The 18,749-nt window shown below is 41.5% G+C and carries 15 protein-coding genes; 10 read left to right on the top strand and 5 right to left on the bottom strand.

What is annotated here, in order from left to right; all coding sequences use genetic code 11:
- Window positions 1-129: 129 nt before the first annotated feature.
- The 6 genes from prfC to A6B40_RS08180 all read left to right on the top strand — a co-directional run bounded on the left by prfC (window position 130) and on the right by A6B40_RS08180 (window position 7,498).
- Entirely contained in the window at window positions 130-1,710 is a 1,581-nt protein-coding gene (gene prfC / locus A6B40_RS08205) for a peptide chain release factor 3 (protein ID WP_176672103.1), read from the top strand.
- 80 nt (window positions 1,711-1,790) lie between these two features.
- Window positions 1,791-2,552: a phosphodiester glycosidase family protein gene (locus tag A6B40_RS08200; protein ID WP_176672102.1), complete on the top strand. Its 762-nt coding sequence runs from the start codon at window positions 1,791-1,793 to the stop codon at window positions 2,550-2,552.
- Window positions 2,553-2,682: 130 nt separating this feature from the next.
- Entirely contained in the window at window positions 2,683-4,269 is a 1,587-nt protein-coding gene (locus A6B40_RS08195; RefSeq protein WP_176672101.1) for an ABC transporter substrate-binding protein, read from the top strand.
- A 90-nt stretch (window positions 4,270-4,359) separates the two neighbouring features.
- Window positions 4,360-5,292, top strand: a complete 933-nt coding sequence (locus tag A6B40_RS08190) for an ABC transporter permease (RefSeq protein ID WP_025247228.1) — start codon at window positions 4,360-4,362, stop codon at window positions 5,290-5,292.
- A gap of 8 nt (window positions 5,293-5,300) precedes the next feature.
- Window positions 5,301-6,083, top strand: coding sequence for an ABC transporter permease (locus A6B40_RS08185; protein WP_025247227.1), 783 nt, complete (start codon window positions 5,301-5,303; stop codon window positions 6,081-6,083).
- On the top strand, window positions 6,080-7,498 hold the full coding sequence (locus A6B40_RS08180; protein WP_176672336.1) for an ABC transporter ATP-binding protein: 1,419 nt from the start codon (window positions 6,080-6,082) through the stop codon (window positions 7,496-7,498). The genes A6B40_RS08185 and A6B40_RS08180 overlap by 4 nt, the downstream gene beginning before the upstream one ends.
- Window positions 7,499-7,538: 40 nt before the next feature.
- Here A6B40_RS08180 and rlmB read toward each other — a convergent pair whose 3' ends face one another.
- From rlmB to ribF, 4 genes are all read right to left on the bottom strand, one after another.
- Complete coding sequence (gene rlmB / locus A6B40_RS08175) at window positions 7,539-8,282, bottom strand: 23S rRNA (guanosine(2251)-2'-O)-methyltransferase RlmB (protein WP_176672100.1); 744 nt, start codon at window positions 8,280-8,282, stop codon at window positions 7,539-7,541.
- Window positions 8,283-8,334: 52 nt separating this feature from the next.
- Entirely contained in the window at window positions 8,335-9,702 is a 1,368-nt protein-coding gene (pssA, locus tag A6B40_RS08170; protein WP_176672099.1) for a CDP-diacylglycerol--serine O-phosphatidyltransferase, read from the bottom strand.
- Between the two features lie 266 nt (window positions 9,703-9,968).
- Window positions 9,969-12,785 (bottom strand): isoleucine--tRNA ligase, encoded by a 2,817-nt coding sequence (ileS, locus tag A6B40_RS08165; RefSeq protein ID WP_176672098.1) that lies wholly within the window; start codon window positions 12,783-12,785, stop codon window positions 9,969-9,971.
- A 71-nt stretch (window positions 12,786-12,856) separates the two neighbouring features.
- Window positions 12,857-13,819: a bifunctional riboflavin kinase/FAD synthetase gene (gene ribF, locus A6B40_RS08160; RefSeq protein ID WP_025247222.1), complete on the bottom strand. Its 963-nt coding sequence runs from the start codon at window positions 13,817-13,819 to the stop codon at window positions 12,857-12,859.
- Window positions 13,820-14,007: 188 nt separating this feature from the next.
- Between ribF and nadR the strand changes: the two genes are divergently transcribed.
- From nadR to A6B40_RS08140, 4 genes are all read left to right on the top strand, one after another.
- Complete coding sequence (gene nadR, locus A6B40_RS08155) at window positions 14,008-15,285, top strand: multifunctional transcriptional regulator/nicotinamide-nucleotide adenylyltransferase/ribosylnicotinamide kinase NadR (RefSeq protein ID WP_025216615.1); 1,278 nt, start codon at window positions 14,008-14,010, stop codon at window positions 15,283-15,285.
- An 11-nt stretch (window positions 15,286-15,296) separates the two neighbouring features.
- On the top strand, window positions 15,297-15,989 hold the full coding sequence (locus A6B40_RS08150) for a metallophosphoesterase family protein (RefSeq protein WP_025247221.1): 693 nt from the start codon (window positions 15,297-15,299) through the stop codon (window positions 15,987-15,989).
- Window positions 15,990-16,121: 132 nt separating this feature from the next.
- Window positions 16,122-16,844 carry a two-component system response regulator ArcA gene (arcA, locus tag A6B40_RS08145; protein ID WP_025216613.1) on the top strand — a complete coding sequence of 241 codons (723 nt, stop codon included), beginning with the start codon at window positions 16,122-16,124 and terminating at the stop codon, window positions 16,842-16,844.
- Between the two features lie 19 nt (window positions 16,845-16,863).
- Entirely contained in the window at window positions 16,864-17,382 is a 519-nt protein-coding gene (locus A6B40_RS08140; RefSeq protein ID WP_025216612.1) for a porin family protein, read from the top strand.
- Window positions 17,383-17,488: 106 nt separating this feature from the next.
- Here A6B40_RS08140 and serA read toward each other — a convergent pair whose 3' ends face one another.
- On the bottom strand, window positions 17,489-18,718 hold the full coding sequence (gene serA, locus A6B40_RS08135; RefSeq protein ID WP_025247220.1) for a phosphoglycerate dehydrogenase: 1,230 nt from the start codon (window positions 18,716-18,718) through the stop codon (window positions 17,489-17,491).
- Between the last annotated feature and the right edge of the window lie 31 nt (window positions 18,719-18,749).

The following is an 18,749-nucleotide window of genomic DNA, read 5'->3' as shown; positions in this document are numbered from 1 at the left end:
TTTTCCTCTGCTTTTTTGCAATTTTTCGGAAAAATTTAACCGCTTGCCCTCTTGCCTCAAATCAGCGAAAATATCAGCGAATTTTCGGCGGGCTTTCCGCCCTTTTATTTTTAATTTATTGAGAAAAAAATGTCATATCCACAAGAAGTTAATAAACGCCGCACCTTTGCGATTATTTCCCATCCCGATGCGGGTAAAACCACCATCACCGAAAAAGTGCTTTTATACGGAAATGCGATTCAAACCGCAGGCTCGGTAAAAGGCAAAGGCTCGGCACAACACGCCAAATCCGACTGGATGGAGATGGAAAAGCAACGTGGGATTTCCATTACCACATCTGTTATGCAATTCCCTTACAATGATTGCTTGGTGAACTTGCTCGACACGCCGGGGCACGAAGACTTCTCGGAAGATACTTATCGTACTTTAACCGCTGTAGATAGCTGCTTGATGGTGATTGATTCGGCAAAAGGGGTTGAGGAACGTACCATTAAATTAATGGAAGTTACCCGCTTGCGTGATACGCCAATCTTGACCTTTATGAATAAGCTTGACCGTGATATTCGTGATCCAATGGAATTATTGGACGAAGTAGAAAGCGTATTGAAAATCAACTGTGCACCGATCACTTGGCCAATCGGTTGCGGTAAGTTGTTCAAAGGGGTTTACCACATTTATAAAGATGAAACTTACCTTTACCAAACAGGCCAAGGGCATACTATTCAAGAAGTCCGTATTATTAAAGGATTAGATAATCCAGAGTTAGATCAAGCGGTTGGCGATGATTTAGCCCAACAACTGCGTGATGAGTTGGAATTGGTACAAGGTGCTTCACACGAATTTGAACACGAGGCTTTCATCAACGGCGAATTAACCCCAGTGTTCTTCGGTACAGCGTTAGGCAACTTCGGGGTAAACCACTTCTTAGACGGTTTAACCGAATGGGCTCCGGCTCCGCAAGCTCGTGAATCTGACAGCCGTACCGTTGAGGCAAGCGAAGAAAAATTCAGCGGTTTCGTGTTTAAAATCCAAGCGAATATGGATCCAAAACACCGCGACCGAGTTGCCTTTATGCGTGTGGTTTCCGGCAAATATGAAAAAGGAATGAAGCTCAAGCACGTACGCATCGGCAAAGATGTGGTGATCTCTGACGCCTTAACCTTTATGGCGGGCGACCGTGCTCACGCAGAAGAGGCGTACGCCGGCGATATTATCGGCTTACACAATCACGGCACAATCCAAATTGGCGATACCTTCACCCAAGGCGAAAACCTGAAATTTACCGGTATTCCAAACTTTGCCCCAGAACTGTTCCGCCGTATTCGCTTAAAAGATCCGCTCAAACAAAAGCAACTGTTAAAAGGCTTGGTTCAGCTTTCAGAAGAAGGTGCAGTGCAAGTTTTCCGCCCACTAATCAACAACGATTTAATTGTGGGAGCGGTCGGTGTGCTACAGTTTGACGTGGTGGTTTCCCGCTTAAAATCGGAATACAACGTTGAGGCGATTTACGAAACGGTAAACGTGGCAACCGCCCGTTGGGTTGAATGTGGTGATGCGAAAAAATTTGAAGAATTTAAACGCAAAAATGAGCAAAACTTAGCCCTAGACGGCGGCGATAACCTCACTTATATCGCCCCAACGATGGTGAACTTGAACTTGGCACAAGAACGTTATCCTGATGTAACCTTCTTTAAAACAAGAGAGCATTAATCCTTTAATACAAGCGGTCGATTTTGCAGAAAATTTTGCAAACCGACCGCTTATTTTATCCATAAACGTTTATTTTTCCTATGAAACGCCTCTTAATCCTCTTATCACTACTCTCCTCTAGTTTCTCCTATGCTGAACATCAATGTATTGATTATTCCGATCAATCCCCTTTTCATATTACTCGGGTGGATTTGAACTGCAAAAATTTAGCTTTTGTCGGTTCGGAAAAAAGCGATAACGGCTCAACAGTGTCTGATTTTGCGAAGAAATATGAAACCGATGTTGCCATCAACGCCAACTTTTATTGGAAAGATTACACGCCGATTGGCTTGGTGGTAAGCCAAGGCAAGCGTTGGTCTAAATATGGTGATGTGCGTAATCGGGTGGTATTTGCCTGTGATAAATCTAATCAGTGCAGCATTGAGGGAAAAAATACTCTCTCCAAGCAAAATTCGACATGGCAAGTGGCAGTGAGCGGCTGGCATTGGTATAACGCCAAAAGCGGGAAATTTGAGTGTGCGGAAAATGATAAGGTCGGCTGTTCGCAAAGTATTTTTCACGATAAACACCCTCGCACCTTGCTTGGCTTGAACGAGCAGAAAAACTGGCTCTATTTGGTTGTGGTTGAAGGGCGTCAATTAACCTTTGGTGGCGTTACCTTAGATGAGCTAGCTGAACTTGCCGGCAAACTTGAACTCACCAAAGCCATCAACCTTGACGGTGGCGGCAGTTCAACAATGGTCATTGGTAACAAGCGGGTCAATTCTTTGCCGATTTTGCAAAATGAGGAACGAAAAGTCGCCAACCATTTTGGAGTAAAAATAATTCCGGTGCCAAAATAGAGCTCATTTCACATACCGACTATTAAATAACCAATTAAAACACTCAACTTAAAAAACTCTACTTTTTTTATGGAAATATGCTAAAGTTCGCGGTTATATAACCCCTTATTTTTTTATGGAGAAAAATAAAATGAAAAAATGGTTAATTCCATTAACGATGGCAGCATTTTGTGTTGCAGCTTGTGATGATAAAAATAATACACAAGCTAATGTAGAGAAACCGGTAGCACAGCCTGAACAATCGCAAAAAAATCCGGAAACTTTACCGCTTGTAACGGTTGTTGCGCCTTGGGAATTAAACAGTTTAGATTTAAACCAATCGGGCGTGATTTTCCAACGTATGAATATTGCTGAAACCTTAGTTGAAGCTAATCTTGAAGGTCAATTAGTAGAAGGTTTGGCAACGAAATGGGAGAGCAATAGTGATGCAACTATTTGGACTTTTACCCTACGTGATGCCAAATTCCACAACGGCAAGCCTTTAACCGCACAAGCGGTCGAAAAATCGTTAAAAATTGCACTTTCCAAACCGGGTGTGTTGCAAAAGGCGTTTATCAAAGAGATCAAAGCAGTCAACCCAACACAAATTCAATTTGAATTAACAAAATCTTTTGTGCCATTTCCTTCTTTCTTAACACACTATACGACCTTAATTTTGGCGGAAGAAAGTTTTAATGATAAAGGCGATGTAGCACAAGTAATTGGTACAGGTGCATTCAAAGCTACTAAAATCGAAGCTCCACAAAAATTAGAAAGCGTTCGTTTTGATGAATATTGGGGCAACAAGCCACAACTTCAGCAAGCGAATTATTTGGCAAGTAGCCGTAGTGAAACTCGGACCTTAATGGCACAGAGTGATAAAACGTCGTTAGTGTTTAATTTAGATAAAGCAAGTGTCGCACGTTTAAAAGCCGATCCAAATTTGCAACTTATCAATACCTCTATTGCCCGCACGACTCAGCTTAAAATGGATGTTGCGAAGCCATTCTTTAACGACTTAGCTATTCGCCAAGCCTTATCACAAGCGATTAATCGTAAAGCGATCGCCGAACAGATCTTAAAAATCCAAGATGGAATGGCAGATCAAATTTTACCTAAAGCCTTTGCTGACTGGCGTGTTGCAACCACAGAATCAACCTTAAGCCACGATGAAACTATTGCAAAAATTAAGGAAAATTTAACCGCTTCTGGTTATGAATATAACGCAGAAGGCAAACTAACCAAAGAGGGCAAGCCGTTTACTTTCACGTTAAGAACTTATTCAGATCGTCCAGAATTGCCGATTATTGCAACTATTTTACAAGCTGAATGGAAGAAAATCGGGATTGATGTCAATGTATCTGTTGGTAACTTCAGTGAAATTCCGCTAGGACACCAAAATGGGACTTTAGAGATGGCGCTTTATGCGTTCAACTATGCGAAAACCCTCGATCCATTCGCCTTGTTAGTGCAAGACTTTGCCAATGGCGGAAGCGATTGGGGAACAATGAACTGGCGCAATGACAACCTAGATCAGGCTCTAAAACAACTTGAAACAGAAGTCGATTCTGAAAAATCGAAGCAATTAAAGCAGCAAGTGAGCCAAATTATTCACGATGAATTACCTATTATTCCGATTGTGTACGATCAACAAACCGTAGTCGGACACCAAGGTATTAATGGCTTGACGCTTGATCCGTTTGAAAGACGTTTTTATTTGGAAAAACTAAGTAAATAATCGTAGGGACAGGCCTATGCTTGTCCATATTCTAATATTAATTTTAAGGGCGGGTACAGGACCCGCCTCTACATTTTGGAAAAACTAGACGTGATTCGTATCTTACTCCGCCGCCTTACCCAACTCTTATTAGTGATTTGGTCAGTCGGCACATTAACTTTCATTATTACCCGCCAGCTGTCGGGCGATATGGCATACCGTATCGCCGCCAGCCGTTATGGTTACGACCAAGCCGACAGTATGGCTGCTGAAGCAGTGCGAGCCGAGTTAGCGTTAGATCAGCCTTGGTGGCAAAGCTACTTCAGTTGGTTGGGCGATTTATTGCAGTTTAATTTAGGCAAATCGTTGGTAACAGGCGATTCCGTCTGGGCTGAAATTCAGCACCAATTCGGGCATACCTTAAGCCTTGCGATTGTGGCACTTATCTTAGCTATTCTTATTGGTCCGACACTTGGACTACTTGCCGCTCGCAAACCAAACGGTTTTTTTGATCGCTTGACGCTGGTATTTAGTACCTTATTCCGTTCTGTGCCAGCTTTTATTATCGCTATTGGCTTAATTACTCTTTTTTCAGCACAGCTTAAATGGTTGCCTGCAGGCGGATACGGCAGTTGGCAACACTTTATTTTACCCGCATTAACTCTTGCGATTGGATTGAGTGCGGTTTCAGTGCGGGTAACTCGATCTGCAATGGTACAAGTGAAAAGTGCAGAATTTTACCAATTCTCACAATTAAAAGGGCTAGACCGCTGGAAAACCTTCGTGCGACACGGTTTACCAAACATTGCTGTGCCTGTTATTGCCTACCACGCAGTACAACTCGTTTACTTAATTGAAGGTGTTGTAGTGGTAGAAAGTTTATTCGCTTGGCCAGGCAGCGGACACGCATTGGTTCACGCCATTATTGCCCGAGATGTACCGATGATTCAAGGCACAACCCTCGTAATGGGCGGATTATTTGTTGTATTAAACACCCTTGCTGATCTACTCAGTGCTTGGATTGACCCACGAATTAAACGATAGGATGCAAAATGAAAATTTCAACTTCACAATATTTAGGCGGTGCAATCCTACTGATTATGCTAGGGTTTGCCTTCTTACAACCTTATTTTTACCCGATGGATATCGGCTTTCAAGATTTAACTAATACACTTTCTAATCCAAATGAATTAGCATGGTTCGGCACAGACCATCTCGGCAGAGATATGCTTGCTCGCCTTTCTTCTGCAATCCGCCTCTCTTTTGGCTTATCGCTATTTAGCGTATTTTGTGCTTTAGTAGCAGGATTAATTACAGGCATTATGGCAGGCTTTTTCGGCGGCTGGATTGACCGCATTTTCAGCTTTATTTGTGATTTGGTAATGGCTCTGCCGGGCTTACTATTAGTGCTACTCTTTGCTGCCCTCTCTCCGGGTTCGTTCTGGACACTTTACTTAGGGATTTCACTGGTAATGTGGGTGGAGTTTTTCCGTGTGATCCGCTCAATCAGCTCGACAATGGCAAACAGCTCAGAAATTCAAGCCTCTCGCTTAATGGGAATGGGCTGGCTTTATAGCTTCAAACGCCATTTATTACCTCGTTTACTGCCAATGATCGCCACATTATCTGCTTTTTCACTCGGCAATGCGATTTTAGCCCTCGCAACACTCGGCTTTGTAAGCGTGGGGTTACGCCCACCTACAGCAGAGCTTGGCTTAATGATGACGGAATTATTCCCTTATTACTATGAAGCTCCGCTCATTTTCTTACAACCTGTAGTAGCGGTGTTTTTAATGGTGCTTAGCCTACAATTGTTATCAGGGAGAGTGAAATAATGTTACTGGAAATTCAAAATGTAAGCGTAAAAACCAAAGAAGGCACAACGCTGGTTCAACCTATTTCTCTCTCATTGCAACAAGGCAAAAATATTACCATTTTAGGCGAAACAGGTTCAGGAAAAAGCCTGTTAATTCAAGCTATTATGGGAGCTTTACCTGAAGGGCTGATTGCAAGCGGTCAATTTTTTGTTGAAACTTGCAAAATTGATTTTAACCAACAATCTGAGATTGAAAAAATGTGGGGTAAAACCTTAGTAATGCTGCCACAAGAACCTCGCCGCTCGCTCAACCCTATTATGGCAATAGGCAAGCAGTTATGGGAGAGTTTTCACTATGTAGCAGGGAAATCGTCTCCCCAAGCGAAAACAGAAAGCCAAGCCTATTTAGCCAAGCTCGGCTTAAAAGAATCTGTGGAAAGCTATCCACACCAGCTTTCAGGCGGAATGGCACAACGTGCTTCCTTTGCCATTGCAACTGCTGCGGGTGGAAAAATTTTACTGGCAGATGAACCGACCAAAGGGCTTGATCCAATTAGCAAAGGCAAAGTGATTGAACTGTTAAAATCCGCTTACCAAAATGGTGGTGGTTTATTGACCATTACCCACGATATTGAAGTTGCCGAACAACTCGGTGGCTACATACTGGTAATGAAAAAAGGCGAGCTGTTGGAACAAGGCGAGGCAAAAGCTCTATTAAGCAATCCACAACACCCTTATACCCAAGCCTTAATTGCCGCTGATCCAAAACATTGGCAGCCATTGCAAGATTTGCAAAATATGAGCCAAAAACAACCGCTTGTATCGGTTAAAAACCTGAGTATTGCTCGAGGCAAGAAAACCTTGTTTAGCAATCTCTCTTTTGATCTGCACAAAGGCGAAGTGCTAGGCATTGTAGGACATAGTGGCATTGGCAAAAGCTCATTAGCTGATGTGCTGTGTGGCTTACTCAAACCTAAATCGGGCGAGATAAAATGGTACAGTCAAAGCCATAAAAAACACCAAGTGTTAAAGCTCTACCAAGATCCACCAGAGGCTTTTGCCCCAAATGTAAGCTTGCAAACCTTGCTTGATGATGTAATAAACAAGCATAAACTCGATCGCTTACCAATTCCAAGTTTGTTAGAGCAGCTTTCGCTTAACCCAGATATTTTACAACGCAGTGCGGAAAATGTATCAGGTGGCGAGCTGCAACGGGTGGCAATTTTACGAGCATTATTACTCGACCCTGTGCTGCTATTTGCTGATGAAGTGACATCTCGACTTGACCCTATCACACAACAAGAAACGATTGAATTACTGATAAACCAATGCCGAGCCAGAAATTGCAGCTTGATCTTGGTGAGCCACGATCCTTATTTAATCGAGAAATCGTGCGACAAGGTGATTAATTTGGAAGATTATTTAGATAAGTAATAAAAATAGGGGCAAATAATAATCTGCCCCTATTTTTTCACTATTTTGCTGCCAACTTTTGGCGAACAATTTCAAACAAACAAACACCTGTTGCAACCGAGACATTCAGTGATGACACCGAACCTGCCATTGGAATGCTGATAAGTTGGTCGCAATGTTCACGGGTTAAGCGACGCATTCCATCGCCTTCTGCACCCATCACTAAAGCAATTGAACCTGTTAATTTCGCTTCATAAATGCCCGATGTTGCTTCACCTGCCGTGCCAACAATCCACACATGGTGGCGTTCTTGCAAATCACGCATTGTGCGAGCAAGGTTAGTTACTCGAATAAGTGGCATTACCTCTGCTGCTCCACACGCCACTTTACGGGCAATTGAAGTCAGTTGAGCTGATTTATCTTTCGGTACAATAACCGCATCAACCCCTGCAGCATCAGCAGTACGTAAGCATGCACCGAGATTGTGGGGATCAGTTACGCCGTCTAAAATGAGCAGTAGTGGATTTTGTTTTTGGCTTAAAATTGCATCAAGATCGTGTTCGTTTAGCTCTTTTTGTGGCACAACTCTTGCAATAATGCCCTGATGTACTTCGCCTTGCGATTTGTTATCTAATGCTTGGCGATTAACCTGCTGAATCGAAACACCTAAACGCTGAAGTTCATTTAATAACGGCATTAAACGTTTATCTTCTCGCCCTTTTAGGACTAACACTTCGATTAAACGCTCTGGGGCATTATCTAAAAAGGCTTTCACAGCGTGAATGCCATAAATTTGTTCACTCATTTTTATCCTTAATAATTGAGCGAACAATCAATTCGCCCTTATATTGCATATTTTACAGTAACATCTTCACAATCTTATCAAGTTTTACTCTGCCAAATTTTTTCAGCAATTTACGCACATTTTCAGGGTAGTCTGCTAACACTTCTAAGTCGCTGTAATGACTTAAAATTTGAGTATATTGGCGAATTTGGCTTAACTCCATTTCCGCTTTCTCGCTGAGTTCAGCTTTTGGGTCAGACACTAAAATCGCATTTTCCGCATCTAACCGCCATGCACGTGGATTTAAATTATTCCCCGTGAGTAGAATATAGCGGTTATCTACCCATACACCTTTAAGGTGGTAACTATTTTCATCGTCCTTCCATAAACGAATCGTAAGTTGCTGATTCTGAATATAAAAATCTAATCGTTTCGCAAAAGCCCGCAAATTCTTTTCATACAAATAAGGTAGAGCTGATGCCATCGTAAATTTTTCATCAGGCTTGGTATAGAAATCATTAGCGGTTTTATCGCCCACAATAATTTCCACTGATTTACCGTTTGCCAACAACCACTCAATGCGGGTTCTTAGCGAAAGCGGAAAATTAAAATAAGGTGTGCAAATCGTTAATTTTTGTTCGGTTTGGTAGAACAATGCCTCGATAACTTTGTTGAGCTGATTTCTGCGACGTCCTAAACCAAATAATGGAGAAACCAGCAAATCATCACTTTTCGCCATTCCATTAAATTGATATTGCTCACGACTTAACTGTTTGCGGAATGCTTTAATCTGTGAGCGAATTTCGATCGTTTTAGGGCGATTCGCTATATCTAAACGCTTAACTGCTTCATTCGGTAAGATATTTTGCTGAACAAACGTTACCCAGCTATCCGCTAACTCTTTATTTTCCAGAACGTGATAACGATCGTAACGATAACGATCAAATTGGTGCAAATAGACATTATTAATGCTAGCACCGCTATACAAAATGGTATTGTCAAACACAAAACCTTTTAGATGCAACACGCCAAACACTTCTCGCCCATTAATTGGCACACCGTAGAACTCAATTTCTTGCCCTTCAGGGAGATTTTGTTCGGCTTTAAATTTCGTGTACCAATCAGCATTCGATAGACTTTCCACTTCGCCAATACGCCCACGTTGAGCTCTGTGCCAGTCCACCAAGATTTTAATGTCTAAATTTGGATTACTCCGTTTAGCATTATAAAGTGCGCTTAAAATTTCCTGCCCTGCTTCGTCCTTTTCAAAATAGAGAGCGGTTAAATAAATTCGTTTTTTTGCCGTTTGAATCAGCTGTAAAATTTGCTGTTTAAACGCATTGCTTGAAGAAAGAAAAGTAACTTGCTCTGCATTTTGTGGCAGATATGGCAGGCTTTTCAATAGCTGTTCGGCTTTGCGTTGTTTATTCAAAATTAACATTAATGATTCCCGATTTTTAATAATTTACTACTATTTTACACCGAAATTGCCAATAAAGCGATTTTACATTAATGGCACTCTGGGGAAAAGGTGGAATCTTCTTGAGAAAACATTGAGATAAAAGAGAGGAAAAGAATAATTTTTTCATTTTTATAGGGATGCAAGCGGCTATTTTTTAGGAAATTTTTGCAAATTTTAAGAAGGTGTCTATCTATAACTGAAAAAGCTAAGGCAGGGTTTTCCCTGCCTTAAACTATATAGAATGATTACGCAAACAACCGTTTTTCGCCCACTTTCGCTACGTTTTCCACACAACGTCCGCAAATTTCTTTGTGCTCGACGTGGCTGCCGATATCGGTGGCGTAGTGCCAGCAGCGTGGGCATTTTTCGCCGTCTGCATGTTCCACTTTCACTGCTAAACCGGCTAATTCGCCTTCAGCTACGTCTGCTTCTGCGAGCGGTTTGATAATTGCTTGTGAGGTAATCAACACGAAGCGTAATTCATCGCCAAGTTGTTCTAGCAATGGACGAATTTCTTCATTCGCATAAACCGTCACTTTCGCTTCTAAACCTGCACCGATGATTTTGTCTTTACGGGCTTGCTCAAGCACTCGGTTCACTTCAGAACGCACTTTTAAGATCTGTTGCCAGTAAGCATCGTCTAATTTGTCCGCTTCGGTTAAGCCGAATAATCCGTTATAGAACTCTTCAGTGAACACAAATTCGCTTCTGCCTTCCAGTTGCGGCAAGTAGCTCCAAATTTCATCAGCGGTGAATGACAGGATTGGAGCAATCCAGCGTACCAAGGCTTCTGAAATGTGCCATAACGCCGTTTGGCAGCTACGGCGAGCTAGGCTATCCGCTTTGGTGGTGTATTGGCGGTCTTTAATGATGTCCAAATAGAACGAGCCCATTTCGATTGAGCAGAAACGCATTAAGCGTTGCACCACCGTGTGGAATTGGTAGTTGTCGTAAGCTTCTTTGATCTCGTTTTGAGCCTCTAACGCACAGGCTACCGCCCAGCGATCTAAAGCGATCATCTCTTCAGGTTTAACCAGATCACGTTTTGGATCGAAGCCGTTTAGGTTCGCTAACAAGAAACGAGCCGTGTTACGAATACGGCGGTAAGATTCCCCTGCACTGTTTAAAATGTTGTGTGAAACTGCAATTTCGCCAGTGTAATCGGTTGAAGCAACCCATAAACGTAAAATATCCGCTCCATTTTTGTTCCACACTTCGCTTGGTACAATCACGTTACCAAGCGATTTCGACATTTTTCTGCCTTTTTCATCTACAGTGAAGCCGTGGGTTAACACTTGCTTGTATGGAGCTTTGCCGTTGGTTGCGGTGGAAAGCATTAGCGATGACATAAACCAACCACGGTGTTGGTCTGAGCCTTCCAAATACATATCTGCCGAATTACCGTTAAATTCTGGGCGTTGTTCTACAACAGAAGCGTAGGTTGATCCTGAATCGAACCACACGTCTAACGTATCCGGCACTTTGCGGTAATCTTTCGCTTCTTCGCCCAAAAGCTCTGCCGGGTCTAAATCCCACCACGCTTGAATGCCTTTTTCTTCTACACGTTTCGCTACTTCTTCGATTAATTCAAGCGTGCGTGGGTGCAGCTCTTCGGTGTCATTGTGAACGAACATCGCCATCGGTACACCCCAAGTACGTTGGCGTGAAATACACCAGTCCGGACGGTTCGCTACCATTGTGTCGATACGAGCTTCACCCCAAGCCGGGATCCAACGCACCGATTTGATTTCGCCTAACGCTTGTTGGCGTAAACCTTGAGTTTCCATACCGATAAACCATTGTGGAGTCGCACGGAAGATAATCGGGGTTTTGTGACGCCAGCAGTGTGGGTAGCTATGCTTAATGCGGGATAATTTTAATAATGCCCCCACTTCTTGCAGTTTTTCCACCACTTTGTCGTTCGATTCAAACACGCCTAAGCCGGCAAAGAATGGCGTTTCCGCTTTGAATTTGCCATCGTTTGAAATCAAGCCTGCCATTTCGATATTGTATTTGCGAGCCACCACGAAGTCGTCTGCACCGTGGTCTGGAGCGGTGTGAACCAAGCCTGTACCACCATCGGTGGTCACGTGGTCGCCGAAAATAAACGGCACGTTGAAGTCGTAGAATGGATGGTTAAAGCGTAATAATTCTAGGTTTTCACCTTGAATGGTGGCTAAAATTTCAAACGCTTCTACGCCCACCGCTTTTGCAACATCTTCCACTAAATCGACCGCTAGCACCACACGCTCATCGCCGAATTGCACTAAGGCATAGGCTAATTCAGGGTTGATCGCAATCGCACGGTTAGACGGAATTGTCCACGGTGTGGTTGTCCAAATCACCGCAGATAACTTACCGCTGCCTTTGCCTTGTGCGTTGAATTTGGCTTCAACCGCAGCTGTATCTACCGCTTCAAAACGAACGTAAATAGACGGCGATACTTTGTCTTCATATTCCACTTCTGCTTCAGCAAGTGATGAACCGCAATCTAAACACCAATGAACCGGTTTTGAGCCTTTGTATAAGTGGCCATTCGCAATCACTTTGCCTAGCGTGCGGATAATGTTCGCTTCGGTGTTGAAATTCATTGTGAGGTATGGATTATCCCAATCCCCTAAAATCCCCATACGGATAAAGTCTGCTTTCTGCCCTTCCACCTGCTCTTTCGCATAATCACGGCACGCTTGGCGGAATTCCGCTGCTGAAATTTTTTCGTTCGGCTTACCCACAATGCCTTCTACTTTTAGTTCGATCGGCAAACCGTGGCAGTCCCAGCCTGGTACATAAGGGGTGTCATAACCCAGTGAAGTCTTAGACTTCATAATAATATCTTTTAAAATTTTATTTACAGCGTGCCCTAAGTGTAAGTTACCGTTCGCATACGGAGGGCCATCGTGCAAAATAAAGGTTTTCTTGCCTTTTGAAGCGGTGCGGATTTTTTGGTAGAGGTTTTTGTCATACCAATTTTTCAGCATATCAGGTTCACGCTTGGCAAGATCGCCACGCATCGGAAAGCCTGTTTCAGGCAGGTTTAAGGTGTTTTTGTAGTCAATAGTCATTTTTTTATTTCTCGTTAAAATTATCTGTTTATGTCTAACTCAGCCCCTCTAAGGCTGGAAACTAGAAAGGATTAATTTGCAAATTCCTTAAAAAATTCTACCGCTTGTAGGCGGTCTTGTTCGATCTGTTTTTTTAATTCCTCAAAATTTGGGAATTTGATTTCGTTGCGGATCTTCTCCAGAAAAATCACTTCAATCGCCTCATTGTAAATGGAGGCGTTGAAATCGAAAATATGCACTTCTAGCAACGGTTTTGTACCATTAATGGTTGGTCGGTTGCCGACATTGGCAATGCCATTGTAGCTACCGTTTTTGGTTTGGACTTTCACTGCAAATACGCCTTGAATAGGGGTTACTAGGCGGTTGAGCATAATATTTGCCGTGGGGAAGCCGATGGTTCTGCCGAGCTTGTTACCATGGGCAACCCGTCCGTGAATAGAATAGGGCTTGCCGAGCAATTTTTCCGCCAACGCTAAATCGTTATGTTCGAGGGCTTCTCGCACAAGCGAGCTGCTAATTCTCTGCTCGTTTAGGCTATGGGTGTGGCTCTCTTCCACCGCAAAGCGGTATTTTAAGCCGGCATTGCGTAGCGTTTCAAAATCGCCGCTACGTTTGGCTCCAAAGCGGAAATCATCACCCACGCTCAAATAGCGAACTTTCAACCGTTTCGCCAATAAGTCGCTGATGAAATCTTTCGCTGAAATTTGGGCGAACCTTTCGCTAAAACGCACACAAAGCACAAAATCCACACCAGCCTCGGCGAGATATTTGAGCTTGTCACGCAGTCGCATTAGGCGAGCCGGTGGGTTGCAAGCGGTTAAATTTCCGCTTTTTTTTGCAAAAAATTCTCGAGGCTGCGGCTCGAAAATCATCACAACCGAAGGCAAATCCAGCTCTAAGGCTTGGTCGCAAAGGCGAGCTAAAATATTTTGATGCCCAATATGCACGCCATCGAAATTCCCGATAGAAAGCACACAGCCTTTATTCAGTTCTGTGTATTTTGCTAAATTGTGGAAACCTCGAATCAGTCGCATAAAGTCTAAACCATTTTTAAGTGAAAATTGCCGTGATTATAGCGAGAAATCGGCAAAAAAGGAAAAAAAATCCTATGTGTTATCAATTAATGCACGAATATAATATCAGCATGGCTTTTTTCGTATAAAAAGATATTAAAATGCTACATTTTACTATATGATGACGACCAAAAATCGAGGGAATAATTATGGCAGACTTCGCTTATCTTCAACAAAAACGTAAACAACTTAAACTTAAAGTCAATGATGTTTGTGAACAAGCAGGTGTCACACGCGCCTATTTTAATCAGTTAGTCAGTGGAAAAATTAAAAACCCAAGTGCTAACAAGCTCAAAGCATTACATTCTGTTTTAGAAATTGTCGAAGATAGTAATCAGCGTTCTGGTGTCATTTTTGGTAAATTTTACCCGATTCATACAGGTCATGTTAATATGATCTATGAGGCATTCAGTAAAGTCGATGTGCTACACGTTATTGTATGTACTGATTCTGAGCGTGATTTACGCCTTTTTCAACAAAGTAAGATGAAGCGTATGCCAACTAATGAAGATCGCCTTCGTTGGGTGCAGCAGATCTTCAAATATCAGCAAAAACAGATCTTTATCCATCATTTAGTCGAAGATGGTATTCCAAGCTACCCTAACGGTTGGGAAGGCTGGTCTGCTCGTGTGAAAGAATTATTTGCCGAAAAAAATATTAATCCGACTATTGTCTTTAGTAGCGAAACACAAGACAAAGAGCCATATGAAAAATATTTGAATTTAGAAGTGCATTTAGTCGATCCTGCTCGTGAATCTTTCAATGTTTCTGCGACACAAATTCGTAATAATCCGTTCCAATATTGGCGTTTTATCCCGAAAGAAGTGCGACCGTTTTTCGTGAAAACTATCGCTATTCTTGGTGGTGAAAGTAGCGGTAAATCAGTGCTGGTAAGCAAATTAGCGAACGTGTTTAATACCACTTCTGCGTGGGAATATGGGCGTGAATTTGTGTTTGAACAACTCGGTGGTAATGAGCAAGCAATGCAATATTCTGACTATCCACAAATGGTGCTAGGACATCAGCGTTATGTTGATTATGCTATGAAACACGCTCATAAAGTCGCCATTATTGATACCGATTACATTACAACACAAGCATTTTGTATTCAATATGAAGGCAAAGCGCATCCATTTTTGGATTCGATGATCCGTGAATACCCGTTTGATGTTACTATTCTACTTTCCAATAACACAAAGTGGGTTGCAGACGGTTTGCGTAGTTTAGGCTCGAAAAAGCAACGCCAACAATTCCAACAATTATTGAAAAAATTATTGGAAAAACATCGTATTCCTTACATTGAAATTGAATCGCCAAGTTATTTAGATCGTTACAACCAAGCAAAAGAAGTAGTTGAAGCAATCTTAAATGAAGAGCAGATCCCACAATTTAAACAATATAACCTTAACGAATCAGAACCTAAGTAACGGAAAACAAGATGATACTTTTTGCAGGCGATCCGCACGGTAACTATGAGCATCTTTACCCTATTTTACAGCAACAAACTGAGGAAGTTGCACTAGTTATTTTAGGCGATCTCCAACTGACTAGCCCCGATGAATTAGATAAACTTTCACAATATTGTGATATTTGGTTTATTCATGGCAATCACGACAGTAAAACCGTTGCTGCCTTTGATGCAATTTGGAACAGTAAATGGAAAGAACGTAACATTCACGGCAGAGTAGTAGAAATTCAAGGGATTAGAATTGCGGGAGTCGGCGGTGTATTTCGAGGTCATATTTGGATGCCACCAAACCGCCCGATGTTTTTTGACCCTATCCATTTTTGCCAATATACCCCACAAGAGAAAATTTGGCGTGGAGGTGTGCCATTAAGACATCGGTCCTCAATTTTTCCATCTGATTTTGAGGCGCTAGAAAATGAAAAAGCAGATATTTTAATTACTCATGAAGCACCAAGACCTCACCCACAAGGTTTTTCGGCAATTAATCTATTGGCAAAAAAATTAGGTGCTACAAAGATTTTTCACGGTCATCATCACGATAATTTCAACTATAAAAGCCTAAATACTCACCATGAGTTTGAAATTTTTAATATTGGCTTTCGTAGCCTTGCTGATATTCAAGGAAATTACCTAATTTTTGGCATTGATGATAGAGATAAATAACAAAACTTTGATTAAGTTAAATAAATCATCATTTCTACTCTTTCTATTAATAAATTTATAAGTAAAATGTGCATAATTGTTACATAAAAGTTACTGAATAGAATTTATAATTTAAAATTAGAGGTTTATAAAATGAAGATCCCACAAATCTTAATTGTTGAGGATGAACTCGTTACACGTAATATGCTAAAAAGTATCTTTGAAGGAGAAGGCTATCAGGTATTTCAAGCATCAAACGGTGAGGAAATGCATTCTGTTCTCAATTCACAAGACATTAATCTCGTATTAATGGATATTAATCTACCTGGAAAAAATGGGCTCATTCTAGCTCGTGAAATTAGGGAGAATAAAAAACTTCCTCTTATGTTTTTAACTGGTCGAGATAATGAGATTGATAAAATTCTCGGTTTGGAAATTGGGGCAGATGACTATATCACTAAACCATTTAACCCTCGTGAACTAACTATTCGCTCTAGAAATTTACTGCAAAGAACAATGCCCGAAAAAGAGCATTCTCCTGATAATGTAAATGCTGAGGTTGAAAGTTATCATTTCAATGGTTGGACTCTTGATCTAAATAGCCATACACTTATTACACCAGAAGGAGAAACAACTAAATTACCTCGCAGCGAGTTCCGAGCATTACAACATTTTTGTGAAAACCCGGGTAAAATTCAAACTCGTGAAGAGTTACTACAAAAAATGGCTGGGCGTGAATTAAAGCCTCACGATAGAACGGTTGATGTAACCATTCGCCGTATTCGAAAGCATTTTGAAGCTCATCCAAGCACCCCTGAAATGATTGTTACCATTCACGGTGAAGGTTATCGTTTCTGTGGCACTATTGAATCTTAATCAAAAGAGGAGTCATTTTATGAAAAAACTAACGATTGCAGCACTTACTTGCTTATTCTCTGCAAATCTTTTCGCAGCACCTGTTGGCAACACATTTACAGGTGTAGGCGTTGGTGTTGATGTAACAACAACCAAATACAAGGTAGATGGTGTAAAAGGGAAAGACTCAACAGGCCCAGTAATTGTTGTAGATTACGGCTTTGATCAAGGTAACAACTTTGTTGGTATTGTTCAAGGCAAAGCAAAAATTGGGAGCACAAAAGTATTTAGTGATGTAAAACAAAAAAATAAATATACTGTAGCTTACCAACAAGGCTATCGTGTAGGTTCAGATTTACTTCCTTATGTAAAAGTCGACGCAACCTCTAGTAAAGTAGGCGATGAAACGTATCGTGGTTTTGGCTTTGGTGCAGGTGCAAAATATGCAGTATCAAGCGATGTTGAATTAGGCGCGGAATACACCCGTGATAACTTAAAACGCAGTGGTACGAAATTAAAAGGCAACGCATTCACTGCAAATGCTACTTACCGCTTCTAAACAATAAATATAATACAAGCGGTAAAATTTCTCATAAATTTTACCGCTTGTTCTTAAGCATTATAATAATGCAAAGGGCCTGAATATCATTCAGGCTCTTTCTTAATTAGTACAGAACTCTAGCTCGAATTGTGCCTTCAATAGCTTTTAAGCGTTGTAATGCATCATCAACATTATCACACTCCACATCAATTACTACATAACCAATAGTTGGTTCTGTTTGCAAATATTGAGCAGCAATATTGACATTCTCTTCCACAAACACTTGGTTGATTTGGTTTAAGATACCAGGACGATTCTCGTGAATATGTAATAAACGCTTAGTTTGGCTGTGAAGTGGCAATGACACCTCAGGAAAGTTTACCGCTGTTACAGTAGAGCCATTATCTGAATATTTCACAAATTTATTTGCTACTTCCGTCCCTATATTTGCCTGGGCCTCAGAGGTTGAACCGCCAATGTGTGGAGTTAAGATCACATTATCAAACTTACATAATGGCGATACAAACGGATCGTTAATTGAAGCAGGTTCTTCTGGGAATACGTCAATTGCCGCGCCACGCAATGTACCAGCTTCTAAGCGAGCGGCTAACGCATCAATATCCACAACCGTACCACGAGCTGCATTAATCAATACAGACCCTTCTTTTAATTGAGCAATGCGTTCTGCACTCATTAGGTTTTTAGTAGAGTCAATTTCTGGAACGTGTAACGAAATCATATCGCAAGTTGAAAGCAGATGCTCTAACGTTGGCACTTGCTGTGCATTACCGAGTGGCAATTTATTTTCAACATCATAGAAATAAACCTGCATACCAATGGCTTCTGCAAGAATACTAAGCTGTGAACCGATATGTCCATATCCCACAATCCCTAATTTCTTACCACGAACTTCATTCGCACCAACGGCAGACTTATTCCACACCCCTCGATGTACCTCAGCATTCGCAGTTGGTACTTTACGCATTAATAAAATCATTTCTGCAAGTACTAATTCTGCCACAGAACGGGTATTTGAGAACGGTGCATTAAATACTGGAATACCTCGTCTTTTCGCCGCACTTAAATCAACTTGGTTTGTACCAATACAGAAACAACCAATCGCAATTAATTTAGAGGCATGAGCTAACACTTCTTCGGTTAAAAATGTACGAGATCGAATCCCTATAAAGTGAGCATCTTTGATCGCGTCAATCAATTCTTGACCATCTAGTGCTTTTTTATGAACTTCGATATTGGTATAACCTGCTGCTAGTAGCACATCAATTGCGTTTTGATGCACTCCTTCAAGCAGAAGAAACTTGATCTTTGATTTATCCAAAGAGATTTTAGCCATTTTTTGCTCCTAGTATTATGTATTTGCGATA

This window comes from Mannheimia varigena (assembly GCF_013377235.1).
In the GTDB taxonomy this organism is placed as follows: Bacteria; Pseudomonadota; Gammaproteobacteria; order Enterobacterales; family Pasteurellaceae; genus Mannheimia; species Mannheimia varigena.
This window is presented reverse-complemented; position numbering and strand designations above follow the sequence as displayed.

Coding starts and splice junctions, on each gene's coding strand:
- nadR (WP_025216615.1), top strand. CDS start 14,008: ATGGCAGACTTCGCTTATCTTCAACAAAAACGTAAACAACTTAAACTT.
- A6B40_RS08150 (WP_025247221.1), top strand. CDS start 15,297: ATGATACTTTTTGCAGGCGATCCGCACGGTAACTATGAGCATCTTTAC.
- A6B40_RS08195 (WP_176672101.1), top strand. CDS start 2,683: ATGAAAAAATGGTTAATTCCATTAACGATGGCAGCATTTTGTGTTGCA.
- pssA (WP_176672099.1), bottom strand. CDS start 9,702: ATGTTAATTTTGAATAAACAACGCAAAGCCGAACAGCTATTGAAAAGC.
- serA (WP_025247220.1), bottom strand. CDS start 18,718: ATGGCTAAAATCTCTTTGGATAAATCAAAGATCAAGTTTCTTCTGCTT.
- rlmB (WP_176672100.1), bottom strand. CDS start 8,282: ATGAGTGAACAAATTTATGGCATTCACGCTGTGAAAGCCTTTTTAGAT.
- prfC (WP_176672103.1), top strand. CDS start 130: ATGTCATATCCACAAGAAGTTAATAAACGCCGCACCTTTGCGATTATT.
- A6B40_RS08200 (WP_176672102.1), top strand. CDS start 1,791: ATGAAACGCCTCTTAATCCTCTTATCACTACTCTCCTCTAGTTTCTCC.
- arcA (WP_025216613.1), top strand. CDS start 16,122: ATGAAGATCCCACAAATCTTAATTGTTGAGGATGAACTCGTTACACGT.
- A6B40_RS08185 (WP_025247227.1), top strand. CDS start 5,301: ATGAAAATTTCAACTTCACAATATTTAGGCGGTGCAATCCTACTGATT.
- ribF (WP_025247222.1), bottom strand. CDS start 13,819: ATGCGACTGATTCGAGGTTTCCACAATTTAGCAAAATACACAGAACTG.
- ileS (WP_176672098.1), bottom strand. CDS start 12,785: ATGACTATTGACTACAAAAACACCTTAAACCTGCCTGAAACAGGCTTT.
- A6B40_RS08140 (WP_025216612.1), top strand. CDS start 16,864: ATGAAAAAACTAACGATTGCAGCACTTACTTGCTTATTCTCTGCAAAT.